This is a genomic window from Xanthomonas maliensis (assembly GCF_009192945.1).
In the GTDB taxonomy this organism is placed as follows: Bacteria; Pseudomonadota; Gammaproteobacteria; order Xanthomonadales; family Xanthomonadaceae; genus Xanthomonas; species Xanthomonas maliensis.
This window is the reverse complement of record NZ_NSET01000016.1, coordinates 1-24,743: the sequence shown is the minus strand read 5'-3', so window position 1 is coordinate 24,743 and position 24,743 is coordinate 1. Positions and strand designations below refer to the sequence as shown.

Genomic DNA, 24,743 nt, shown 5'->3' with positions numbered 1-24,743 from the left:
CACTGCGCCGCTGCAGTGCCGCTGCCTTCGTCTGGATGCCTGCGCATCGATCAGGGTGGACCACCTGCGCAGCGGCGCGACCGATCGCGACGCGGGTCAGCACGCGACCACCCATCGCTTGGGCTCGCTTGTCGCGCTTTGCGCACGCTGGCGGTCGCCACCCAGCACGCGCGGCCATGACCTGTGGCCCAGCCCTGCTGCGCAAGTGAGCTGCTAGGCTTGCCCGCTCTCCTTCGCAGCCTGCCGTCACCAATGCCCAGACTGTTGTCGCTGTCTCTCCTGCTGCTGGCCACGGTGGCCCATGCACAGACCACCGCCCCGCTCACCATCGAACAGGTGATGGCCGATCCGGACTGGATCGGTCCGTCGGTGGACCAGGCCTGGTGGCAATGGGATGGCAAACAGGTGCAATACCTGCTCAAGCGCGCAGGCAGCCCGGTCCGCGACACCTATCGGCAGGCGCTTGGCGGTACGGCCGCCGCGCCGGTCGCCGATGCCGCGCGCGCCGACCTGGATGCCGCCAACCCGCGCTATGACGCCAAGCGCCAGCGCATGCTGTTCGCCCGCAATGGCGATATCTTCCTGCGCGATCTGCGCTCGGGGGCCCTGACCCAGCTCACCCGCAGCAACGAGATCGAATCGCGGCCGCAGTTCGCCAGCGATGGCGGCGCCATCTGGCGCGCCGGCAACGCGTGGTATCACTGGCGCGCCGACCGTGGCACCACCCAGGTGGCCGTGGTGAAGGCCGAACGGGATCCGAAGGCGGCCCCGAAGTCCGATGCCCTGCGCGATCAGCAACTGGCCACGCTGGCCACGCTGCGTCGCGATCGCGAACAACGCGATGCCCTGCGCACGCAGGAAGATGCCTGGCGTCGCGCCGATCCCAGTCGTGCGCCGGCGCCGGTCTATCTCGGCGATGAGGTGGAGATCGTCGATAGCGCGCTGTCGCCGGATGGCCGCCACCTTCTGGTGGTCACCCAGGCCAAGGGTGCCGACGAGGGCCAGAGCGGCAAGATGCCCAAGTACGTCACCGAGTCCGGCTACGAGGAATTCCAGGAAGTGCGCACGCGGGTGGGACGCACCGCACCGGCGCCGCATGCGCTGTGGCTGGTCGACGTGGTGGCGGGCAGCGCCAAGCCGTTGAGCTTCGACGCCTTGCCCGGCATCGGCAACGACCCGCTGGCGGCACTGCGCAAGGCGGCCAAGCGCGACCCGCTCAAGGGCAATCGCCCGGTGCGGGTGGAAAGCGACGGCGATGCCACCGGCCCGGCCGTGCAATGGAGCGAGGATGGCCGCAATGTGGCGGTGGAAATCCGCGCCATCGACAACAAGGATCGCTGGATCGCCACCGTCGATCTGGACAACGCGCGCCTGCAGCCGCGCCACCGGCTCAGCGATGGCGCCTGGATCAACTGGAACTTCAACGACTTCGGTTGGTTGCCGGACAACCGCACGCTGTGGCTGTTGTCGGAGGAATCGGGCTATTCGCAGTTGTACACGCTGGAAGGCAATGGCAAGCCACGCCAGCGCACACGCGGTCGCTGGGAAGTCTCCGCGCCGGTGCCGGCGGCCGATGGCCGCAGCATGTTCTTCCTGTGCAATCGGCAATGGCCGGGCGACTACGAGGTCTGCAAGCTGGACCTGGACAGCGATGCGGTCAGCGAAGTGACCGCGCTGGACGGGGTGGAAGACTTCAGCCTCTCGCCGGACGGCCAGCAGGTGTTGGTGCGCTATTCCGGCAGCTACCTGCCGCCACAGCTGGCGGTGGTGCCGGCCGCCGGTGGCCAGGCCAGCGTGCTGACCGATACCCGCACCCCCGCCTTCAAGGCGCAGCCGTGGATCGCCCCGCAGTACGTGCAAGTGCCCTCCAAGCACGGTGCCGGCACCATCTGGGGCAAGTATTACGGGCCTACGCATCCCGAGCCGGGCAAGCAGTATCCGATCGTGATGTTCGTGCACGGCGCCGGTTACCTGCAGAACGTCTCGGCGCGCTACACGCCCTACTTCCGCGAGCAGATGTTCCACAACCTGCTGGTGCAGCAGGGCTACATCGTGCTGGACCTGGATTACCGCGCCTCGGAGGGCTACGGCCGCGACTGGCGCACGGCGATCTATCGCAACATGGGGCATCCGGAGCTGGAGGATTATCTGGACGGCCTGGACTGGTTGGTGGCGCAGAAGCAGGGCGACCGCAGCCGCGCCGGCATCTATGGCGGCTCCTACGGCGGCTTCATGACCTACATGGCGCTGTTCCGCAGCCCCGGCACCTTCAAGGCCGGTGCGGCGCTGCGTCCGGTCGGCGACTGGATGCAGTACAACCACGAGTACACCTCCAACATCCTCAACACCCCGGAGCTGGATCCGGAGGCCTACAAGACCTCTTCGCCGATCACCTATGCCGATGGACTGCGCGATCACCTGCTGATCGCCCACGGCATGGTCGACGACAACGTGTTCTTCAAGGATTCGGTCGACATGACGCAGAAGCTGATCGAGTTGCACAAGGACAACTGGTCGGTGGCACCGTATCCGCTGGAACGCCACAGTTTCACCCGCGCCGATTCCTGGCTGGACGAGTACAAGCGCATCCTCCAGCTGTTCAACACGCAGGTGAAGCCATAACCGCCAGCGCCGGCCAGCGCCGTTGTCGCCGGGTGCGCAGGTGATGGTGCCTGCCGCGACGGGGACGCGTGGCCAGGCCGGCATGGTGACGCCGCTGGCGTGGATCTCGCTGCTGCTGGCCGCGCTGGGCGTGCTCAGCAACCTGGGCCAGGTCGCGCTGCTGGTGCTGATGCCCGCTGGCGACCTGCTGCCGCTGCCGCCTGGCATGCAGCTACCGGCGAGCTGGCAGGGGTTGTTCGACCACGCCATGGCACTGTCGGTGCTCGGTGTGGTGCTGTCGGCGCTGTTCGGCTGGCTCAGCTGGGCGCTGCTGCAGCGACGCGAATGGGCGCGCATCGGCTTCGTGATCGTGCTGGTGCTCAGCGGCCTGCTCAATTTCGCCGGGCTGGCGCTGATCGGACCACTGTTCGATGGCGTGCAGGCCCTGCTGCCGGCCGCTGCGCTGCAGGGGCCGGAGGGGCCGGAGCTGCTGCAGCGGTTGCAAGCCACGCGCCAGGCCGCATTGCTGCTGACCGGGCTGGGTGCACTGGCGATCGCCTGCGTGCATGGCGCGTTGGCCTGGCGGCTGTGCACGCCGGCCGTGCGCGCCGAGTTCCACGCCACCCGCACCGATTGACGCAGCCGCGGCCTGGGCGTGCGCTGCATACCTGGTCTCGCGCACCCTAGTCCGCGTCGCAGCCACCGCAAAGCGCATAACACGCTCTAGAATCGGGGCATGAACGAATTCGAGCGTGTACGCGATTATCTGACCGGCCTGCAGGACCGTATCTGCGCCGCCGTGGAAACCATCGACGGGCGCGCGCGCTTCGCCGAAGACCTGTGGCAGCGCGCCGAGGGCGGCGGCGGGCGCACCCGTATCCTGCGCGACGGTGCGGTCTTCGAACAGGCTGGCATCGGCTTCTCCGATGTTTCCGGTGCGCGGCTGCCGCCATCGGCCAGCGCCCATCGCCCCGAACTCGCCGGTGCCACCTGGCGCGCCTGCGGGGTGTCACTGGTGTTCCATCCGCACAACCCGTACATCCCGACCACCCACATGAACGTGCGCTACTTCCGCGCCGAGCGCGATGGGGAGATGGTGGCGGCGTGGTTTGGCGGTGGTTTCGACCTGACGCCGTTCTATCCGATCGACGAAGACGTGCTGCACTGGCACCGCACGGCACAGACCTTGTGCGCGCCGTTCGGCGAGGAACGCTATGCCGCCCATAAGCGCTGGTGCGACGAGTACTTCGTCCTGCGCCATCGCAACGAAACGCGCGGCGTGGGCGGGCTGTTCTTCGACGACCTTGGCCAGGACTTCGAACGCGACTTCGCCTACCAGCGCGCGGTCGGCGACGGCTTCCTGGAGGCCTATCTCCCGATCGTGGCGCGGCGCAAGGACACGCCCTACGGCGAGCGCGAACGCGAGTTCCAGCTCTATCGGCGCGGGCGCTATGTCGAATTCAACCTGGTCTACGATCGCGGCACGCTGTTCGGGTTGCAGAGCGGCGGGCGCGCGGAAAGCATCCTGATGAGCCTGCCGCCGCGGGTGCGCTGGGAATACGGCTTTACGCCTGCAGCGGGCAGCGACGAAGCGCGCCTGGCCGACTATCTGGTTCCGCGCGACTGGCTGGGATAAGAGCGGCGAACCAAACGACTGCCTAGCCGTCAGAAGGGCGCGGCCGCTGCTCGGATCCTCATGTACGAGCCGTACACTGCGATTCCTGTGCGCCGTCCACGCCCATCGGACAGCTGTTGGCGACGTTTTGTTGGCGGCTCTAAGTCGCGCTGCGCCGCCTCCGCTTGTTGCCGCGCAGCGTGAGGCGACAGCGCGACATGCGATCACGTGGCCGCACGCCTGATGACAGGCCAGCATCCGGCCGTGTGCGCGCCGGCGAGATTGGCAACGCAGGCAGCCTGCCTGCGACAGGCATTGTGCTCCGGCGGGCAGGTGACCGCGGCCAGTGAACCGCGTTCTTCGCGCACCGGCACCGACCGCCCAGGCGCTCCCACGCGCCAAGCAGACGGCACGTGCCCCAACCACTGCTGAAGCCAGCCGAAGCACCGCATTCCGGGTCGCAGCCGGAAAGGAGGACGAAAGGTCGCCCCTCTACCGTGCTCCCCATCCTGTGCTGCCGTCGGTTCTTCGAATGTCTTCTTCTTCTGCGTTGTCGTGGAGCGTCCTGTGCGATTTCGACGGGACCATTGGCCTGCAGGATGTCATCGACACCTTGCTCGAACGCTTCGGCCTACCCGGGTGGCAGGCGCTGGAGGCGCAATGGCAGGCAGGCCTGATCGGCTCGGGCGAATGCATGCGCGGCCAGGTCGCCCTGCTGGACATGAGCGCGGAGCAATTGGAAGCGCATCTGGCCACCTTGCAGATCGACCCGGCCTTTCCGCGCTTTGCCGCGGCAGTGGCCGCACGCGGTCTGCCCTTGCAGGTGGTCAGCGACGGGCTGGACCAGCCGATCCGGGTGATGCTCTCGCGCCACCGCCTGGAGCACCTGCCGATCGCCGCCAACCGCTTGTGCAGCACGGCGCAGCCACGGCAATGGCTGCTGCAGTCGCCGTATCAGGCCAAGGACTGCGGCGCCGGCACCTGCAAGTGCGCACAGATCCGCCAGGCGCGCGAACGCCCGCAGCAACGCGTCCTGCTGATTGGCGATGGCGCCTCGGATTTCTGCGGCGCGGCGCGCGCCGACTACGTGTTCGCCAAGCGCCGGTTGATCGACCACTGCCGGCTGCGTGGCATCCCGCACAGCCCCATCGCCGACTTCACCGAAGCACTGGCGCTGCTGCCCGCCCTGCTCGACGGCGACCTCGCCCTCGAATCAATGGCGCGCAGCGAACCGGCCCTGCTGTGCAGCTAAGCACCCCCTCTTCTTCCGCCTTTACCCGATCAACGGATCCTGCGATGAACCTGATGCGTAATCCCGAACTGGCGCTCGACGCCGACGCCCAATTGCTCGCCGACGAAGCCCGCTACAGCTCCTTCGGCGATACCGTGCACTACGTCGATCCGCCGAAGATCTTCCATCGCTGCGCGGGAAGCTACATGTTCGATGCGGCCGAAGTGCCATATCTGGATCTGCAGATGTGGTATTCGGCCTGCAACTTCGGCTATGCCAACCAGCGCTTGAACAACGCTCTCAAGCATCAGATCGACACCTTGCCGCAGGTCGCCAGCCAGTATCTGCACCCGACCCGCATCCAGCTGGCCAAGACCATCGCGCAGGACGTCAAGGGCAAGTTCGGACTGGATGGGCGCGTGCACTTCAATGTCGGTGGCGCGCAGGCCATCGAGGATTCGCTGAAGCTGGTGCGCAATGCGCGCAACGGCAAGAGCCTGATGTTCGCCTTCGAAGGCGGCTATCACGGCCGTACGCTGGGCGCATCGTCGATCACGTCCAGCTACCGCTATCGCCGTCGTTTCGGCCACTTCGGCGAGCGCGCGATGTTCATCCCGTTCCCGTATCCGTTCCGCCGCCCCAAGGGCATGACTGCTGAGGAATATTCGGATCACTGCGTGCACCAGTTCGCGCGCCTGTTCGAAACCGAATACAACGGCGTCTGGGATCCCAAGGTCGGCCAGGCCGAATACGCAGCCTTCTATGTCGAGCCGATCCAGGGCACCGGCGGCTACGTGATCCCGCCGCCGAACTTCTTCCGCGATCTGAAGAAGGTGCTGGACAAGTACGGCATCTTGATGGTGGTCGACGAGATCCAGATGGGATTCTGGCGCACCGGCAAGCTGTGGTCGATCGAGCACTTCGGCGTGACCCCGGACGTGCTGGTGTTCGGCAAGGCGCTGACCAACGGCCTCAATCCGCTCTCGGGCCTGTGGGCGCGCGAGGAGCTGATCAATCCGACCGTCTTCCCGCCCGGCTCGACCCACTCCACTTTCAACTCCAATCCGCTGGGCACCTCGCTGGGACTGGAAGTGATCCGCATGGGCTACGAGATGGACTACGAGCGCACCGTGCCGTTGAAGGGCGCACATTTCCTTGCCGGCCTGCGCGATCTGCAGAAGCGCCACCCGGAAATCGGCGACGTCGACGGCCTGGGCCTGGCGTTGCGCGCGGAGATCTGCGAGGCCGACGGTTTCACCCCCAACAAGGCGCTGCTCGATCGCATGGTCGACATCGGCCTGGCCGGCGAGTTGCGTCATCAAGGCAAGCCGATCGGTTTGGTGCTGGACGTCGGCGGTTGGTACAAGAACGTCATCACCCTGGCGCCGTCGCTGGACATCACCCATGAAGAGATCGATCTGGCGATCTCCCTGCTGGATCAACTGCTGAGCAAAGCCAAGGCCGGCTGAGGCGAAGTCACTCCCCGGAGGCCGCATGCATTACTGCACCCAACTCGAACCCGAGGCGCTGTTGCGCGGCTTCATCGATTGTCCTCCGCTCGGCTTCCAGGCCGAGCGGCTGGACAGCGGACTGCCACTGTTTCGTACCCGCCTGGATCTGCTGACCACTGCCGATCAAGCACTGCGTGACCGTGTGGCCGGGTTGCCGGGCTATCGGTATTGGCAACGGTGGCTGCGCTGGCAGGCCTGCTTCATCGGTTCCACCGTCACCGAATACGCACCGCTGCCGCTGACCGGCAGCGTCGACGCGTTGGCCGAGGAGGTGCTGGCCCAGGCCCATCGCGCACCGCTGCTGATCGTCAAGGATCTGCCCAGTGGTTCGCCCTTGCTCGACCCGCAGGGTAACCAGCGCGCAGAGGCATTCGCACAGGCCCTGGTCGAACGTGGCTTCGTGCTGATGCAAGGCATGTCGCTGGCGTGGGTGCCGATCGACTTCAGCGAAGAAAGCCAGTACCTGGCCCGGTTGTCTTCGGGAAGACGCCGCAACATCCGCCGCAAGCTGCGCTCGCGCGCCGACCTGCGCGTGGAACGCCTGCCGACTGGTGCGGCGTGTTTCCAGGACGACGCCGTGTGCGCGCAATTCTATGCGCTCTACCGCAATGTCTATGCGCAGAGCCAGATCCATTTCGATCTGCTCGAAGAGCGATTCCTGTCCACGCTCCTGCGCGATGCCGGCAGTGGCGGCTGCGTGTTCGCCTACTACCATGCCGATGCGCTGATCGGCTGGAACCTGTGCTACGAACACGCCGGCATGCTGGTGGACAAGTACATCGGGTTTGCCTATCCGCAGGCGCGCGAACACAACCTGTACGCCGTGAGCTGGATGCACAACCTGGAGTACGCACGTCGCAACAACCTCAGCCACTACGTGGCAGGCTGGAGCGACTCGCAGATCAAACGCGAACTCGGCGCACATCTCAGCCCGACACGGCATGCGGTGTACCCACGCAATGCCTTGTTGCGCATGTTGTTGCGACAGCATGCGCACCGTTTCGAGCACGAGGCCGAGGACATGCGCCATGCGGGGGCGCTGGGATGAGCCCGGCCCTGGTCCTGGACCTGGACGGCTCCAACGGTCAGCCACCGGGCGGCCGTGTGGTCGCGCTGCAGCACTGGCAGGAGAGGATCCGCTTCGGCTGCAGCCATGCCACGCTGCGGCAATTCGTCCAGGAATTGCAACCGGCGCTCGCCGATTCGCACGGCACCGTCCTGCTGGGGAGCGGCGATTTCCATCATCTGAGCTGGCCATTGATCCAACGGGTGGCCGAACGCAGCGCCCGCCCACTACAAGTGGTCGTACTGGACAATCATCCGGACAATATGCGCTATCCCTTCGGCGTGCACTGCGGCTCATGGGTGCGGCAGGTCGCAGCCTTGCCGCAGGTCGCGCGCGTGCACATGGTCGGGCTGTGTTCGTCCGATGCCGGCAGTGCGCATTGCTGGGAGCAGTACCTGACGCCACTGCGTCAGGGGCGGCTGCACTACTGGTGCCTGGGCGTGGACACGCGCTGGGCACGGCTGCTCGGCTGCGCCGATGCGGTGCATGGGTTCGACGAGGTCCATGCCTTGCTCACTGCCTTCGCCGCACGTGCCGATGCTCAGCTGCCGGTGTACCTGTCCATCGACAAGGACGTCTTCGCCGAGCACGTGGCGCGTACCAACTGGGACCAGGGGCGCTTCGATATGGCGGCGATGCACCAGTTCCTGGAAGCGCTCAAGGGTCCGCTGATCGGCAGCGACATCACCGGCGAGATCTCGCATTACCGCTACCGCAGCTGGTTCAAACGGCTGCTGTCTGCGCTCGATGGGCAACAACCGCCGGAGCTGCCGCAGCTGCGGTTCTGGCAGGCCGGCCAACACGCGCTCAATCGGCGCTTGCTGGGCCTGCTCGACACCTATCCACGCCTGGCCATCTAGTCACCATCGCAGTGCTTATGCTCGCGCTGCAATGACGCGACGACCCGGCCCTCAGACGCGGTGGGACAGCACGTCGGCCAGTACCTGGCGGATGCGTGCGCGCCGCGGCGCATCCAGCCAGGCGCTGTTGCCGAGCGTCAATGTGCACTCGGCCAACGCACGCGCCTGTGGCACCGACGTGTCGGGAACGCAGTCGCGCAGATAGGCGTAGTCCGGCAAGGCATGGATGAACATCCGGCTGGCGCCGACTCCCTGCGTCCACAGCGCGTCCAGCACTGCATCGCGACACTGGCGATCGGGCAGGCGCAACCACAACACCGGCCATGTTCCCCGTTCCCCAGGGCGATCGCCAAACACCTCCAGTCCTGGCAGCGCCGTCAGTTCGCTGCGCCATTCCAGCGCGCGCGCGCGCGCGGCGACCTGGAAGTCGGCCAATCGAATGGCAGCGTTGGCTCCCACCGCGCGCCTCCATGGGCCTAACCGGTGCAACGGAATCTGCGCATCGAAACGATCGCCGATCGCCGCCTCCGGGTCGCCACGTCGGAGTGCGCGACGCAGCGGCAAACCGTAGGCCAGCCGCAGCGCCATCGGCCGATACAGCAGCGTCATCCCCAGCAGCTCGAGGCTGCGCCGCAGCTCCCACAGCAGCCGCCACGGCACCTGCGCAGCCTCGCGCGCCAACAGCGCGCGCAGCTCGGGATCGGCACTGACCAGCACGCCGCCTTCGTACAGCGACAGTCCCTTACCGACCGCCAGGCTGAAGAAGCCGATGTCGCCCTGCAGTCCGGCACTGGTACCGCCCAGCCGTGCACCCAACGCCTGCGCGGCGTCTTCGATGACCCACGCACCGCAGGCGTGCGCGACGGCGCTGGCGCTGGCCACATCCGTCAACCGGCCGCCCAGATGCGTGGGCACCACCGCCAACGTGCGTGGACCGCAGACGGCACGCAGCGCTGCGGTGTCCATGTCGAAATGCCCTTCGCGCAGATCGCACAGGCGCAGTTGCAGACCGGCTGCACGCACCGCCAGCGCGACGAGGGGGCAGGTATAGGCCGGCACCACGACTTCGTCGCGACGCGGCGCCAGGCGCTGCAGCGCGCGCAATGACAACAGGAACGCGGCGGTCCCCGAACAGGTGAGTAGCGGATCGGGCAAGTCGTACAGCGCATGCAGCCGGTCTTCCAGGCGCGTCCGGCGCGGCAGCAGATCGCCTAGCCGCAACGGAAGGCCGGCTGTGGGCGGTAGTTCGTCAGCCCACATCGGCCAGCCGGGATTCGGCACGTGCCAGGCAGGCCACTCCGGCCAGGATCAATGTCGCACCCAGCACATGCACCGCCGTCAGCGGCTCGCCCAGCAGCCAGGCCGACAACACCAGCACGCTGACCACCTCCAGATGCGAGGCGGCAAAGGCCGGGCCAATCGGCGCCTCTTCCAGCAAGGTCATCCAGGTAAAGAACGCACCGACATAACCGAGCACGGCACCGTAGAGAAACGGCTGGGCGAACAAGCGCTGCAACCAGGAGAGACTGAAGTCCAGCGGCAAGGCGCGATCGCCGGCGAGTTTGAAGCACAGCTGCGCCAGGCTGTCGAAGCACAACAGCAACGGAAAGCCGATCAGATACAGCCGCCTCATCCGCCCGCCCCTACGATGGCCACGCCCAGGCCAATCAGACTCATGCCCGCCACGCGGAGCGGCGTCAGACGTTCGCCAAACAGCAGCCGGCCGGCCAGCATCAGCGCCAGGATATTGATCGAGCCGAGCAACACGCCCTGCGACAGCGGCACCAGCGAGAGGAACGCGATCCAGGCAAGGAACTCGACGACATAGCAGGCCAGTCCGGTCCACAACCACGGCCGCGCGAAACGTGTGCGCCAACGCGTCAGCAGGTCGCCTGCGATGGGTTCGAAGGCGGCCTGCTTGAATGCCAATTGTCCCAACGTATCGACCACCACCGTCACGGCCCAGAGTGCCGCCGCCGCCGGCGTCATGAGGTTTGCAGCGCCGGCTGCTGCCACGCGGCGGCCGCTTGCGACTGCAGCTCGCCGTTGGCCACACGCTCGAAGAAACTGACGCTGGCAGAGGTCAACAAGCCGCGTTGCCGGTCAAGCGTCAGCATGTGGTAGCTGTCCTCCATCAGCAGGAATTCGGTCTTGCCGGAAACACCGTCCAGCACCATCTGCGCATTGCGCAGACTGGCCACGTCGTCTTCGGAGGCATGCGCGACCAGACACGGGGCGTGCACCTTCCGCAGCCGCCGGCGGACCCGCGACGACAGCTCGCGCAACTCGGCCAGCGAATGCCAGGGATTGCCGGGCAGGCCAGCGACACTGCTGTCCCCGCTCTGCATTGCGCTGGCGATGCGCGCGCGCAGGCGCTCATCGCGCAAGCCGTATGGTGGTTCTTCCAGGAACATCCGGCGACGGCCGATACCAAATAGCTTGAACGCCGGCAGCAGGAACGACAGATGCCGTGTCCAGGGGATGTTCCAGCCATCGTAACGGAAGGTGGCACCGTAAACGCCGACGCCAGCGATCAACTCCGGCCGTTCGATCGCCAACTCCAGCGCCAACAGCGCGCCCATCGACAATCCCGCGACGAACACCTGGTCCACCTGCTTGGCCAAGGCTTCGGCGGCGTCGACGACGCTGCCGTACCAGTCGCGCCAGCCGGTGGCGAGCAGGTCGTCCATGTCGCCGCAGTGGCCGGCCAGTTGCACGCCATGCACGGTGAAGCCGGCGCGGTGCAAGCCCACGCCCAGCCGACGCATTTCCGCTGGCGTTCCGGTCAACCCGTGGACCAGCAGCACGCCACAACCGCCGCCAGCAAGAAAGAATTCATTGGGACGCATCATCAACCTGCCCTCCTGTCAGGGGCGCACGATGCCATCGAAGGTTTTCCTGAAGCTTTCGTTGCCCGCTGCCGACGCCACGGCAGCGGTGCCGTTCAGTGCGCACTCACTGCTGCGGCGAGGGGAAGTGGACTTCCACACGCAGGCCACCACGGGCGCCGCGGCAGAACCCCACCCGCGCGTTGTGGCGATTGGCCACCCCTTGCACGATCGCCAGACCCAGCCCGGACCCATCGCCGCGCACGCCCGGCACGCGAAAGAAGCGCTCGCCCAAGCGGCTCAACAGCGCGTCCGGCACACCGGGGCCGTCGTCTTCCACGCTCAGCACCACCGCACCGGCCACTGCCGCCAGGCCGACGGTGACGCTGCAGCCGCGACCGGCGTAGCGCAGTGCGTTGTCGATCAAGTTGTCCAGCAACTCCTGCAATGCCAGCGGGTCGCCGAACACCACCAGCGCGGCGTCCTCGCTGTCGGCCTGATAGCCCAGGTCCACATCGGCGGCCAGCGCCTCGGGCACACGTGCGGATACCGCCTCGGGAATCAGCCGATACAGCAGCACCGGCAGCAAGACCTCGTCGCGATGGTGCGGGGACTGCGCGCGACTCAACGCCAGCAGCTGGCTGGCCGCACGTGCCGCACGCGCGGTCAATTGCTGGATCTGCAACAGGGCCGCGCGGGTCTGCTCCGGATCGGCGCTCATTGCACGTTCGGCATGCAGTTGCAGGCCTGCCAACGGCGTGCGCAGCTGATGGGCGGCATCGGCGATGAACCGCTCATGCAGCTGCACGGTGTCGCGGACGCGCGCGAACAAGGCGTCCAGGGTGCGTGTGAGCGGCAGGATCTCCTGCGGTACGTCCGGTCCGGTCACCGGGGCCAGCGCCTGTTCGCGTGCAGCCAGCCGTGCATTCAATGGGCGCAGCACCCCCAAGCCGTGGTTGACTCCAAGCCACACCAGGGCCATCACGGCGGCGATCAACACGGCCTGCACCGGCAAGGTCAGCCACAGCACATTGCGTGCGCTGCGCTCGCGGTCGACCAGCGACTCGGCAACGGTCACCGTCAGCACATCGCCAGCGTCGAACGGGGACGGCATCGCCACCGAGGCCGCGCGCAGTCGACGGATGCCGTCGTTAGCCGAGTACGGCACCGGCCGTTTGCCCAGCGCCGGATGCCGCAATCCATGCAGACCGGTATCGCCGTAGCGCCACCCGCGGCGACGGCTGAACACGGCGAAATAATTGGGACCGTCGGGGTCGTAGCGGAGCAGGAACTGCGCCTGCGCCGACAAGCTGCGCCGCTCCGGCAGCTGCTGCAGCAGCGCGGTCAGCGCATGCAGGTCGCCCACCAGGTTTTCGTCATGTGCGCGATTGGCATAACCCAACGCCATGCGATAGGTCACCGCGGCATCGATCGCCAGCAACACCAGCATCGGCACCGCCAGGAACAGCAGCAGGCGGCGACGCAGGCTTGGCCGCGCTTGGGCTCCCTCAGCCCTCATCGTCGCCGTCCTGGCGCTCCTGCAGCAGATAGCCCAGCCCGCGGATCGTGCGTATCCCCACCCCGCTGCCGTGCAGTTTGCGGCGCAGGCGATACATTGCGATATCCAGGCCGTTGTCGCTGATGTCCTCGTCCCATCCGCACAAGGCTTCCACCAGCTGGGCGCGGTTGGTCACCCGACCGGCCCGCGTGGCCAACGCACCGAGCAGCCCGTATTCGCGTGCAGTCAGTTCCAGCGCCACGGTATCGATCCAGGCGCGGCGGCCGGTCAGGTCCAGCCGCAGGCGACCCAGGCGCAGCTCCGGCGTGCCGTGGCTGATGGCGCGGCGCAACACCGAGCGCACGCGCGCCTGGAACTCCTCCAAGGCGAATGGCTTGACCAGATAGTCGTCGGCGCCCAGATCCAGCACCTGCACGCGCTCCTGCAAGGCTTCCCGCGCGCTGATGACCAGCACGGGGGTGGTGGCGCCGCGCTCGCGCAGGCGTTGCAGCACGCGCGCGCCGTCCATGTCGCCCAGCAGGCCCAGGTCCAGGACCAGCAGCTGATAGTCGGTGTCGCGCAGTGCCGCGTCTGCCTGGTTGCCATTGTCGACGTGGTCGACCACGTGTCCTTGCTGGCGCAGGGCACCCACCACGGCGTCGGCGATCGATGGCTCGTCCTCGGCGATCAGCACCCGCATCGTGATGCTCGGGCGGGGGTCGCTACAGAAAAAGCGGCAGTGCGGCGGTAGCTGAATGGGCGCAGTGGCATGGCGAGCGGATCTGAACTGACTCGAGCGGCACCATACTTCACTCCTGCGTCACGCTGCATGCCGTGGTGCGAAATTGTTTCGTGCCGCACACGCAATGCTGCGTTGCATTAACCTTGATTACATTCCCAACCGGCCAAGACAGGGCGATCAGCGGACCGATCTGGAGTGATCGCGACATTGATGAATATCCAGATGAATACCAAGCAGCCGGATACCAGCGCACAGTCGGCGCAGCGACGCGCATGCGATCGCGGACGTTGATTTTCACGCAGCAAATAAAAAGCCCCGCGGACCAGGGGGAGGTCGGCGGGGCCAGGGGAACGGAAACTTGGGGAGGAGTTTCCGCTCCGAGATCTGCTCCAGGGGATGGGAGAGATCTGCCGACAGGCGTTGCGCCCGTCGAGGGATATAACACCATTTTCTACATTGATGGTTCGTGAAGAGAACCGTTAAGAAATTGTAGAATTTAGGGCATATTCATTCCATAAGCGCGCAGCGTGGCGCGATTATGTTGCCATCGCGCATTCAGGATATGCCCATTTACTTATTGCGTCAGTGCGCTTGATCCCAGTTGTCGCCGACACCCGAATCCACGACCAACGGCACGCGCAGCGTGGCAGCCGCGGCCATGCGCGCGGTGACCTCGGCGAGCAAGGTGTCGACGAACGCTGCGTCGGCCTCGAATACCAATTCATCGTGCACCTGCAGGATCATGAGCGCCCGCTCGGCATGCGCGGCGATCCAGTCGTCCACGCTGACCATGGCGCGCTTGATGATGTCCGCGGCGGTGCCCTGCATCGGCGCGTTGATCGCGGCGCGCTCGGCGCCGGCGCGCTGGCCCTGGCTGCCGGCATTGATGAAATCCAGATACAGCCGACGACCGAACACCGTCTCCACATAGCCCTTGTCGCGGGCCTGCTGCCGGGTGGACTCCATGAAGTCGCGGACGCCTGGATAGCGACTGAAGTACAGCGCGATGTAGTCCTGCGCCTCGCCGCGGCCGATGCCGAGCTGGCGCGCCAGGCCAAAGGCGCTCATGCCATACATCAGGCCGAAGTTGATCGCCTTGGCGGCGCGGCGTTCGTCGCTGCTGACCGCCTCGATGCTGCGGCCGAAGACTTCGGCGGCGGTGGCGCGGTGCACGTCGGCGCCGGATTCGAAGGCGCCGACCAGGCCGGGGTCGCCAGACAGGTGGGCCATGATGCGCAGCTCGATCTGCGAGTAGTCGCAGGCGATCAGCTTGCGTCCGGGCGGGGCGACGAAGGCGCGGCGGATGCGGCGGCCATCCTCGGTGCGGATCGGGATGTTCTGCAGGTTCGGATCGGAGGAAGACAGCCGCCCGGTGGCGGCGCCGGCCTGGTGGTAGCTGGTGTGCACACGCCCGGACTGCGGGTGGATCATCTCCGGCAGTTTGTCGGTGTAGGTGCTGCGCAGCTTGGCCAAGCCGCGGTATTCCAGGATCACCCGCGGCAGTTCGTGCTGATCGGCGATGGCCTCCAGCGCCTCCTCGTTGGTCGACGGTTGGCCCTTCGGCGTCTTGACCACTGCCGGCAGCTTGAGCTCGTCGAACAGCAAGGCCTGCAACTGCTTGGGCGAGTCCAGGTTGAAGCTGCGGCCAGCCAGCTCGGTGGCCTTCTGCTGGGCGGCGAGCATGCGCTTGGACAGGTCCGCGCTCTGCCGGCGCAGTTCCTCGGCGTCCACCCGCACGCCATTGGCTTCGATGCGCTCCAGCACCCCGACCAGCGGCATTTCGATCTGGCGGTAGACCTGCTCCAGCCCGGGTTCGGCGGCCAGGCGCGTGCTCAGCACCTGGTGCAGACGCAGGGTGATGTCGGCGTCCTCGGCGGCATAGCGGGTGGCGTCCTCCAGGCTGACCTGGGCGAACGGGATCTGCTTGGCGCCCTTGCCGCAGACGTCTTCATACTTGACGGTGTCGTAGCCGAGATAGCGCTTGGCCAGGCTGTCCATGTCGTGGCGGGCGCTGCCGGAGTTGAGCACGAAGCTCTCCAGCAAGGTGTCGTCGGCATAGCCGGCCACCGCCACCCCATGCCGGCGCAGCACGTGCAGGTCGTACTTGCCATGCTGGCCGAGCTTGCGCAGCGCCGGGTCGGCCAACAGCGGACCCAGCTGCGCCAGCACTTGCTCGCGCGATAGCTGGGCTGGCGCGCCGGGGTAGTCGTGGCCCAGCGGCACATAGGCCGCCTGGCCGGGCACGGCAGCCACGCTCAGGCCGATCAGATTGGCCTGCAAGGCATCCAGGCTGTCGGTTTCGGTGTCCAGGGCGAATTGACCGGCCACACGCAGGCGGGCGATCCAGTCATCGAGCTGGGCCTGGGTCAGCACGGTGTCGTACTGCCCGGGTGCGGCCAGCGCCGGATCCAGATCGGCCGGCGCAGCAACGGGCGCTGAGACGAAGCCGGTGCCGCGCGCACGGCCGGGCTCGGTACGGGCATTGGCCACCGCCGCTGGCGCGGCGCCAGCCTCGCCGGCGCCACCGCCCAGCTCGCGCAGCGCCTGGGTGAAGCCGTAGCGGGCGTAGAGCGCCGCCAGCGCCTCACTGTTGGGCTCGCGCAGGTCCAGCGCGCGCGGGCCACTGGCCAGCACCACATCGGTCTTGATGGTGACCAATTCGCGGTTCAGCGGCAGCCGCGGCAGCGCCGCTCGCAAGTTGTCGCCGATCTTGCCCTTGATCTTGTCGGCATTGGCGATCACGCCATCGAGCGAATCGTATTCGGCCAGCCATTTGGCCGCGGTCTTGGGGCCGCACTTGTCCACGCCCGGCACGTTGTCGACGGTGTCGCCCATCAAGGCCAGCAGGTCGACGATCTGATTGGGGCGCACGCCGAACTTGGCGATCACCGCCTCGTCCGAGTCCATCCGGCTGCCGCTCATGGTGTTGACCAGCTCCACCCCTGGACGCACCAACTGGGCGAAGTCCTTGTCGCCGGTGGAGATGGTGACCTGCAAGCCATCTGCGGCGCCCTGCAGCGCCAGCGTGCCGATCACATCGTCCGCTTCCACGCCATCGATGCGCAGGATATCGATGCCCAACGCATGCACGATGTCGCACATCGGCTGCACCTGCGCGCGCAGGTCGTCGGGCATCGGGGGGCGGTTGGCCTTGTAGTCGGCATACAAGTCATCGCGAAATGTCTTGCCAGGCGCGTCCACCACGAACGCGACATAGGCCGGGCGCTCCTTCAGGGTGGCACGCAGCATGTTGACCACGCCGAACAACGCACCGGTGGGCTCGCCCTGGGCATTGGTCAGCGGCGGAAGCGCGTGGAACGCGCGATACAGGTAACTGGACCCGTCGATCAGGACTAATCTGCTCATCGGGCGATTCTACGCTGCACGCTCCAGCCACACTGCACGGCGCATACTGGGCGGCGACCACGAACGGATCACGACGATGAAACCAGCCATGCTTTTGTTGCCGCTGCTGCTGCTCGGCGGCTGCGCCACCACCGGCCGTCCCGCAACCGCCGACAGCGACCTGCCGCCGGACCTGCGCGGCGCCGAGGTCACCACCAAGACCATGGCCAATGGCGACAAGATCGACGAGTTCCGCGTCAACGGCCAGCTGAGCATGGTGCGCGTCACCCCGTCGCGTGGCGCGCCGTACTTCCTCTACGACCGCGACCACGACGGCCACACCGATGCCGAGCGTGACAAGGTCAACAAGGTCTACTGGAACCTCTACAGCTGGTGAGGCTCAGCCCTCCTCCAGTGGCCCGGTGACCCGCTGCAGCTCGTCGATGCCGGCCGGCGCCAGTTCCTTCATCAGCGCCAGGAAGTCGCAACCCACCAGGCGCTGCGCGCGCCGCAACAGCATCGGCACCGGGCTGGATGGCTCGTGGCGGGCGTAGTAGGCGCAGATCTCCTCCAGCCGCCGCCGTACATCGTCTGGCCCAGCGATGGCGCCGGCCGGCCGCGCCGGCGTGCTGGCGGCCGCAACGCCGTCCTCCGCCACCACGGTGGCAGGTTCCTCGGCCGTGCCCTGGCGCGCCTGCCACTGCGGCAGCAGCCAGCGCTCCAGTTCGCGCAGATCGGCCAGCAGCGGGCGCAGGTCTGGCGCGGCGGTGCCGACCCGCTCGGACAGCAACGCATCGATGGCGCGGGCGTGGCCCAGCGCAGCGCTGATCGCTTGTACCGAGGCCGTCAGCAGGTCCAGCTCGCAGTCCAGGCAGCAGGCCTCGATCTCGGCCAGGCTGGGTGGGGCCTGATCGTCGCTCGGTTTGAGACTGCCGTTGGCCAGCCGTAGATCGCGCAGGCTGAAACGGCCCAGGCGCGGCGAATGCACCACCACCGTGCCGCGCAAGGCGCCCAGCAACCCCAGCGGATCGCCCAGCCCCGCCAGCGCGTTGATGCGAGCGGTGGGGTCGTCGTCGTCGTCCGCGTCCAGCTGCGGGTGCAGCGCGCCCCAGTGCCGCTCCAGCAAGCCGTGGATCAACGCCAGCGCTTCGGCCCAGCCAGGCAGGCCGCGGAGCCGTCCCCAGGCGGCGCCGAGCCGGCTGGCCACGCGCAGGTCGCGGGTTCGTCGGCTCAGCTCCAGCGCCAGCGTCTGCACCGCCTCCCAATCGGGCTCTTCGGCGGCAATCACCGCCTCGCCCAGCGTGCGCTCGGTGCGCACCGTGGACAGCCGCTCCAGGCGCAGGAAGTCGGCGTCGTACTCCAGGTCCGGGCCAGCCGGGGCCTGCGCGTCCAGCGCGTCCAGCAAGGTGTCCAGCGAACTGTCGTCATGCATCGCACAGGCTCCACTCAGGGACCGCCGCGTGCGCGGCGGTGAGGATTACGGGGGGCTACAGCCCGCGTCCGGGTCGCCGGCATCGCAGGCCGGTTGCTGGTCGGCGGGCAGGCGTAGACCTGGCTGGACCAGACCGAAGGCGCGGTACGGGGTGCCACTGGCCGACAGGTCCACGAACGCCACGGTGCGGCTGGCCGAACTCTGCGCACGGCCAGCGAAGGCCGAGGCCGGCACGTTGAAGCCGGAGGCACCGGCCAGGTCGAGCAGAGGGCCGTCGGCGGCGGTGGCATTGAAATACGCCGGCGGCGCGCCGATCGCCGCCACGGTCTGGGTGCCGGTGCCGGTCACATACAGCGGATTCTGCTGGGTGCCGATCTGCCCGGTGGCGGCAAAGGTGCCGGTGCCGTTGCGCAGCGGCGCGCGGCCATCCTGGAACAGATTGCCGCGGACCGACAGGAACATCGCGCTGTTGCCGGCATCCACGCTGTAGCTGCTGCCATTGGCCAGCACCAGCAACAGGTCGCCGCCGTTGGTGAAGCTGAAACCGTTGCTGGCGACGAAGTCGCCCAGGCGGACGACGCGGTTGTCGATGAAGCCAGCGGCATCGCCCAGCGCCACCGGACCACCGGCACGACCGCCGAGCAGGCCGGCAGTGATCGAACTGCCTGCGCGCTGGCGGATACCGGCGACGGCCTGCAGCCAGCTGGTGGCGCCGCTGAGCTGACCGCTCAGCTGCAATTGGCCACCGCTGCTCAGGCGCAGCGAGGGGCCGCCGTCGACGCGGCCGCTGACCAACAGCGTGCGGTTGCTGAACAGGTCCAGCCCCTGCGCGCTGAAGTCGCCGAGTCCATCGATGGCGTTGCCGCTGCTGGTGAGCACGACTGCCCCGGCGGCGTTGCCGCTGAGCTGACCGGCGCGCAGGCTGCCGGCGCTCTGGGTGATCGCCCCGCCGCTGCGCAAGGCCACGCTGGCGCCGGCGACATCGTGACCAAGCACGATGCCGGTGCCGCCGCGCAAGGCGATGTCGTTGGCGCTGAGCGTGCCAGCGGTGGTGAGCTGGCCACCGGCCTGCAGCCGCAGGGCATCGCTGGCCTGCGCGGTCGCCGCCAGGTCGTTGCGATCGACGATGGCGATGCTGCTGCCGAGCGCTTGCACCGTACCCTGGAAGTCGTTGCCGGCCGCATCCAGCACGATCGCGCCGCTGCCGGCATCGAGCAGGCTGCTGCCGACCACCGTCAACGCGCCCTGCTGGGTGATGTCGCTCGCCAGCGCCACCGGCGCCGCTGTCGCTTGCAAGCGGGCGTTGGTTGCGGCGGCGGCGGCAGTGCCGCTGCGGGCGACCAAGCTGCCGGCGATGCGCCCCTGGCCCAGTTCCAGGCCGGCACCGCTGTCGAGCTGCAGGTTGCCGACCCCCAACGTCCCCAGTGCGAGTGCGTTGCGGTCGCGGATGCGGCTGTCGCCGCCGCGCAGGTCCAGCGCCGCCTGGAAGTCGTTGCCCGCAGCGTCCAGCACGATCGCCGCGCCGGCGCTGTCGACGCTGGCACGGCCAGCGACCGTCAGCGCACCGCTCTGGCTCACGGCGCCGCCGTTACTGGCCGCGGTGAGCGCACCATTGACCAGACCGGTGCCCAGGTTGAGCGCGCCGTTGCTGGTGACTTGCAGGTCGCCGGTCGTCAGCGTTCCCACACTCAGCGCGTTGGCATCGCGCACGCGGGTGGCACCACCGCTGAGGGTCAGTAGACCCTGGAAGTCGTTACCTGCTGCATCCAGCGCGATGGCGCCGTTGCCGGCCGTGACCGTGGTAGCGCCTGCCACCAGCAGGTTCCCGCCGCTCTGGACGATCGCCGCATTGGTGCTGGTCAACGCCAGCGTCTGTGCGGTCACGTCATCGCCCAGGGCAATCCCGCTGCCGCCGGTCAGGCGGACATCGCCGCCGCGCAGCGCACCGGCGCGCAAGATGCCGGCGCTGGCGGTCAGCGCGAGCGCGCCGGTGCCGGCATCGATCTGCGCGCCCGAGAGCGTCAGATCGCCGCCGGCCACCAAGGTCACCGGCGCATTGCTGCCGCTCTGCAGTGCCGCGATAGCCAACGCATTGCGGTCCTGCAGCAGCACGGCATTGCCGGCCAGCGTCAGCGCACCGCCGAAGTCGTTGCCGCCGTCGTTCAACACGATGTCGCCGCGGCCGGCGTTCAGGCGCGTGGCGCCGTTCACCGCCAGCGCGCCGGACTGGGTGATGTCGGCATCGCCGCTGCTGCCGACCAGCACGCCCCGCACGCTGCCACTGCCCAGATCCAGGGCACCGGCACTGCTGGCGGTCAGCGCATCGGTGGAGACGCGGCCCAGGCGCAACGCAGTCGCGGCAATGGTGGTATCGCCGCCGCTGAGGTCCACCGCGCCGGTGAAGCGATTGCCGGCATTGGTCAGCGCGATTGCACCGGTGCCGGCGGCGACGGTGGTCGTGCCGGTTGCTGCGAGCGTGCCGCCGGTCTGCACAATGGCCGCATTGGTGCTGCGCAAGCCCAGCGTGCCCGCTGCCGTGATGTCGTGGCCAAGCGTCAGGCCATCGCGGCCGGTGAGGGCGACGTCCGCGCCGCGCAGGGTGCCGGTGGTGTTCAAGGCACCGCCGTTGGCACTCAGCGTCAGGTCGCCGCTGCCCGTATCCAGCGATTGCGCCGCCATGTTCAGAACGCCACCAGCGGTCAGCGCGATCGAGCCATTGCTGCCGGCAGTCAAGCTGTTGATGGTCAGATCGCCGCTGTCGTTGACGCTGATCCCGGTGCCGGTCAGGCCGATGCCGCCGCCGAAGCGATTGCCTGCACCATTCAGTGCGATGACACCGGTGCCGGCATTGACGGTGGTGGCACCACCGGCGCGCAGCGCGCCGGACGTTTGGTTGATCGCCGCATTGGTGCTGCTCAGCGACAGCGTGCCGCTGGCCGTGACGTCATTGCCCAGCAAGACGCCATCGCGGCCGCTGAGGGCGACGTTTGCACCGCTCAGATTGCCGTTGCTGGTCAGTGCGCCACCGCCCGCACTCAGCGTCAGATTGCCGCTGCTGGCCGTGATGGCTTGTGCCGGTAATTGCAGAGCACCACCGGCGCTGATCGCCGCGTTGCCGTTGCCGGAGGCAGTGAGCGCCGACAGCGTCAGATCGTTGCGATCGATGACGCCGATCGCCGATCCCGTCAGGCTCAGGCTGCTGAAGTCGTTGGAGGCGCCCAGCAACGCGATCGCACCGGTGCCGGCAGCGACGGTGGTCGCGCCGGTTGCTGCGATCGCGCCGCCGGTCTGCACGATGGCCGCATTGGTGCTGCGCAAGGCCAGGGTACCCGCTGCCGTGATGTCGTGGCCAAGCGTCAGGCCATCACGACCGGTGAGGGCGACGTTCGTGCCGCGTAGGGTGCCGGTGGTGTTCAAGGCACCGCCGTTGGCACTCAGCGTCAGGTCGCCGCTGCCCGTATCCAGCGATTGCGCCGCCATGTTCAGGGCGCCACCAGCGGTCAACGCGATCGAGCCGTTGCTGCCGGCAGTCAAGCTGTTGATGGTCAGATCGCCGCTGTCGTTGACGCTGATCCCGGTGCCGGTCAGGCTGATGCCGCCGCCGAAGCGATTGCTTGCACCATTCAGTGCGATGGCGCCGGTGCCGGCATTGACGGTGGTGGCACCACCGGCACGCAGCGCGCCGGACGTCTGGTTGATCGCCGCATTGGTGCTGCTCAGCGACAGCGTACCGCTGGTCGTGACGTCATTGCCCAGCAAGACGCCATCGCGACCGGTGAGCGCGACGTTCGTGCCGCGCAGGGCGCCGGTGGTGTTCAAGGCACCGCCGTTGGCGATCAGCGTCAGGTCGCCACTGCCCGTATCCAGCGCTGGTGCCGCCATGTTCAGGGCGCCACCAGCGGTCAACGCGATCGAGCCGTTGCTGCCGGCAGTCAAGCTGTTGATGGTCAGATCGCCGCTGTCGTTGACGCTGATCCCGGTGCCGGTCAGGCCGATGCCGCCGCCGAAGCGATTGCCTGCACCGTTCAGTGCGATGGCGCCGGTGCCCGCATTGACGGTGGTGGCACCACCCGCACGCAGTGCGCCGGACGTTTGGTTGATCGCCGCATTGGTGCTGCTCAGCGACAGCGTACCGCTGGCCGTGACGTCATTGCCCAGCAAGACGCCATCGCGGCCGCTGAGGGCGACGTTTGCACCGCTCAGATTGCCGTTGCTGGTCAGTGCGCCACCGCCCGCACTCAGCGTCAGATTGCCGCTGCCGGCCGTGATGGCTTGTGCCGGTAATTGCAGAGCACCACCGGCGCTGATCGCCGCGTTGCCGTTGCCGGAGGCAGTGAGCGCCGACAGCGTCAGATCGTTGCGATCGATGACGCCGATCGCCGATCCCGTCAGGCTCAGGCTGCTGAAGTCGTTGGAGGCGCCCAGCAACGCGATCGCACCGGTGCCGGCAGCGACGGTGGTCGTGCCGGTTGCTGCGATCGCGCCGCCGGTCTGCACGATGGCCGCATTGGTGCTGCGCAAGGCCAGCGTGCCTGCTGCGGTGATGTCGTGGCCAAGCGTCAGGCCATCGCGACCGGTGAGCGCGACGTTCGTGCCGCGCAGGGTGCCGGTGGTGTTCAAGGCACCGCCGTTGGCAATCAGCGTGAGATCGCCGCTGCCAGTATCCAGCGATGGTGTCACCACGTTCAGAGCACCGCCAGCGGTCAGTGCAATGGCGCCGTTGGCGCCGTTGGTGAGCGAGGACACAACCAGATCGCCCGCATTGACCACGCTGATGCCGGTGCCGTCCAGTATCATGCCGGCGCGGAAGTCGTTGCTGCCGTGGGTCAGGGTGATGGCGCCGCTGCCGGCCTGGATGTTGCTGTTGCCGACGACGGTCAAGCCTCCCGTCTGTGTGATCGCGCCGTTGTTGCTCAAGGCACCGAAGGCACCGTTCACGGTGCCGCTGCCCAGGTTCAATGCACCGTCACTGACGACCAGCAAAGTGCCGGTGCTCAGCGTACCCAACGTCAGCGCGCCTCTGTCGGTGATCTGCGTCATGTCGCCAGCCACCAGGCTCACCGTTTGCTGGAAATCGTTGCTGCCGGTGTTCAGGGTGATGGCGCCGGTTCCGGCATTGAGGTTGCTGGTGCCGTTGACGGTCAGACCACTGTTGGTGGACTGCGTGATCGCGCCGTTGTTGCTGGTGGCGAGCAATGCACCGCCCACCGTGCCGCTGCCCAGATTCAGCGCACCGATGCTGGTAGCGGTGAGGTCGCCAGTGTCCAGCGTGCCCAAGGTCAGCGCGCCGCCGTCGGTGATACGCGTGGTGCCGCCGGTCAGCGTCACCGCGCCCTGGAAGTCGTTGCCCGCGCCGTCCAGCGTGATGGCGCCGGTCCCGGCATTGACGGTGCTGGTGCCGATCGCAGCGACGCTGCCGGCGGTCTGGGTGATCGCGCTGTTGGTGGTGGTCAACTTCAACGTGCCGGTCGCAGTGACGTCATGCGCCAGCGCAATGCCGCCACTCCCGGTGAGGTCCACGTTCGTCCCGGCCAACGCGGCGCGCGTGCTGAGGCTGCCGCCGCTGGACAGGGTCAGGTTGGCGCTGCCGGTGTTGATCGCCGTGCTCGGCAGGGTCAATGCGCCGGTGGCACTCAACGACAGCGCACTGTTGCTGTCCAGGCTCAACGTGCCGATCGAAAGATTGCCCGCGGCGTTCAACGAGATCCCCCGGCCGGTCGCGCTGACCAGATCGCCAAAGGTGTTGCCGCTGTTGTTCAGCGTGATCGCCCCGGTGCCGGCAGTGAGATTGCTGGTGCCGACGACGGCCAAGGTGCCGCTTCCCGACTGCGTGATCGCGCCGTTGTTGCTGGTGGCGACCAGGGCGCCGTTCACCGTGCCACTGCCCAGATTGAGCGCACCGATGCTGGTAGCGGTGAGGTCGCCAGTACTCAGCGTGCCCAAGGTCAGCGCGCCGCCGTCGGTGATACGCGTGGTGCCACCGGTCAGCGTCACCGCGCCCTGGAAGTCGTTGC

Annotated in this window: 18 protein-coding genes and 1 other RNA gene; 9 read left to right on the top strand and 10 right to left on the bottom strand. The window is 67.6% G+C overall.

Features of this window, described 5'->3' with window-relative positions:
- The first annotated feature begins 252 nt into the window (after window positions 1-252).
- The 8 genes from CKY51_RS04360 (at window position 253) to CKY51_RS04325 (ending at window position 8,884) form a co-directional block, all read left to right on the top strand.
- Complete coding sequence (locus tag CKY51_RS04360; protein WP_022971489.1) at window positions 253-2,622, top strand: S9 family peptidase; 2,370 nt, start codon at window positions 253-255, stop codon at window positions 2,620-2,622.
- 43 nt (window positions 2,623-2,665) lie between these two features.
- Entirely contained in the window at window positions 2,666-3,238 is a 573-nt protein-coding gene (locus CKY51_RS04355) for a hypothetical protein (RefSeq protein ID WP_022971490.1), read from the top strand.
- Window positions 3,239-3,337: 99 nt separating this feature from the next.
- Window positions 3,338-4,237 (top strand): oxygen-dependent coproporphyrinogen oxidase, encoded by a 900-nt coding sequence (gene hemF / locus CKY51_RS04350; protein WP_022971491.1) that lies wholly within the window; start codon window positions 3,338-3,340, stop codon window positions 4,235-4,237.
- Between the two features lie 60 nt (window positions 4,238-4,297).
- A non-coding RNA gene (locus tag CKY51_RS04345) (sX9 sRNA) lies at window positions 4,298-4,373 on the top strand.
- 393 nt (window positions 4,374-4,766) lie between these two features.
- On the top strand, window positions 4,767-5,468 hold the full coding sequence (locus tag CKY51_RS04340; RefSeq protein WP_022971492.1) for an MtnX-like HAD-IB family phosphatase: 702 nt from the start codon (window positions 4,767-4,769) through the stop codon (window positions 5,466-5,468).
- Between the two features lie 44 nt (window positions 5,469-5,512).
- The gene (locus CKY51_RS04335) at window positions 5,513-6,916 is read left to right on the top strand and encodes an aspartate aminotransferase family protein (RefSeq protein ID WP_152248933.1); all 1,404 of its coding nucleotides are present in this window, start codon (window positions 5,513-5,515) and stop codon (window positions 6,914-6,916) included.
- A 25-nt stretch (window positions 6,917-6,941) separates the two neighbouring features.
- Window positions 6,942-8,006 (top strand): peptidogalycan biosysnthesis protein, encoded by a 1,065-nt coding sequence (locus CKY51_RS04330; RefSeq protein ID WP_022971495.1) that lies wholly within the window; start codon window positions 6,942-6,944, stop codon window positions 8,004-8,006.
- Entirely contained in the window at window positions 8,003-8,884 is an 882-nt protein-coding gene (locus CKY51_RS04325; protein ID WP_022971496.1) for an arginase family protein, read from the top strand. The genes CKY51_RS04330 and CKY51_RS04325 overlap by 4 nt, the downstream gene beginning before the upstream one ends.
- 51 nt (window positions 8,885-8,935) lie before the next feature.
- Here CKY51_RS04325 and CKY51_RS04320 read toward each other — a convergent pair whose 3' ends face one another.
- From CKY51_RS04320 to polA, 8 genes are all read right to left on the bottom strand, one after another.
- Entirely contained in the window at window positions 8,936-10,144 is a 1,209-nt protein-coding gene (locus CKY51_RS04320) for a DegT/DnrJ/EryC1/StrS family aminotransferase (RefSeq protein WP_022971497.1), read from the bottom strand.
- The gene (locus CKY51_RS04315; RefSeq protein ID WP_022971498.1) at window positions 10,134-10,517 is read right to left on the bottom strand and encodes a DMT family transporter; all 384 of its coding nucleotides are present in this window, start codon (window positions 10,515-10,517) and stop codon (window positions 10,134-10,136) included. Before CKY51_RS04315 ends, CKY51_RS04320 begins: the two co-directional genes overlap by 11 nt.
- Complete coding sequence (locus tag CKY51_RS04310; protein WP_022971499.1) at window positions 10,514-10,873, bottom strand: EamA family transporter; 360 nt, start codon at window positions 10,871-10,873, stop codon at window positions 10,514-10,516. The genes CKY51_RS04315 and CKY51_RS04310 overlap by 4 nt, the downstream gene beginning before the upstream one ends.
- Window positions 10,870-11,736, bottom strand: a complete 867-nt coding sequence (locus CKY51_RS04305; RefSeq protein WP_022971500.1) for an alpha/beta hydrolase — start codon at window positions 11,734-11,736, stop codon at window positions 10,870-10,872. Before CKY51_RS04305 ends, CKY51_RS04310 begins: the two co-directional genes overlap by 4 nt.
- A gap of 103 nt (window positions 11,737-11,839) precedes the next feature.
- Window positions 11,840-13,231, bottom strand: a complete 1,392-nt coding sequence (locus tag CKY51_RS04300; protein ID WP_022971501.1) for a sensor histidine kinase — start codon at window positions 13,229-13,231, stop codon at window positions 11,840-11,842.
- Window positions 13,221-13,910: a response regulator gene (locus CKY51_RS04295; protein WP_022971502.1), complete on the bottom strand. Its 690-nt coding sequence runs from the start codon at window positions 13,908-13,910 to the stop codon at window positions 13,221-13,223. The genes CKY51_RS04300 and CKY51_RS04295 overlap by 11 nt, the downstream gene beginning before the upstream one ends.
- A gap of 109 nt (window positions 13,911-14,019) precedes the next feature.
- The gene (locus tag CKY51_RS04290) at window positions 14,020-14,250 is read right to left on the bottom strand and encodes a hypothetical protein (RefSeq protein ID WP_152248932.1); all 231 of its coding nucleotides are present in this window, start codon (window positions 14,248-14,250) and stop codon (window positions 14,020-14,022) included.
- Between the two features lie 284 nt (window positions 14,251-14,534).
- Window positions 14,535-17,318, bottom strand: coding sequence for a DNA polymerase I (gene polA / locus CKY51_RS04285; protein ID WP_022971503.1), 2,784 nt, complete (start codon window positions 17,316-17,318; stop codon window positions 14,535-14,537).
- 76 nt (window positions 17,319-17,394) lie between these two features.
- On the opposite strand from polA, the gene CKY51_RS04280 reads away from it, so the two are divergent.
- Window positions 17,395-17,694 (top strand): DUF2782 domain-containing protein, encoded by a 300-nt coding sequence (locus tag CKY51_RS04280; RefSeq protein WP_022971504.1) that lies wholly within the window; start codon window positions 17,395-17,397, stop codon window positions 17,692-17,694.
- Between the two features lie 3 nt (window positions 17,695-17,697).
- Here the strand turns inward: CKY51_RS04280 and tssA are convergent, their stop codons facing one another.
- The gene (gene tssA, locus CKY51_RS04275; protein ID WP_022971505.1) at window positions 17,698-18,729 is read right to left on the bottom strand and encodes a type VI secretion system protein TssA; all 1,032 of its coding nucleotides are present in this window, start codon (window positions 18,727-18,729) and stop codon (window positions 17,698-17,700) included.
- Between the two features lie 45 nt (window positions 18,730-18,774).
- On the bottom strand, window positions 18,775-24,743 hold a 5,969-nt coding region (locus CKY51_RS22370), incomplete at its 5' end, for a beta strand repeat-containing protein (protein WP_170292290.1).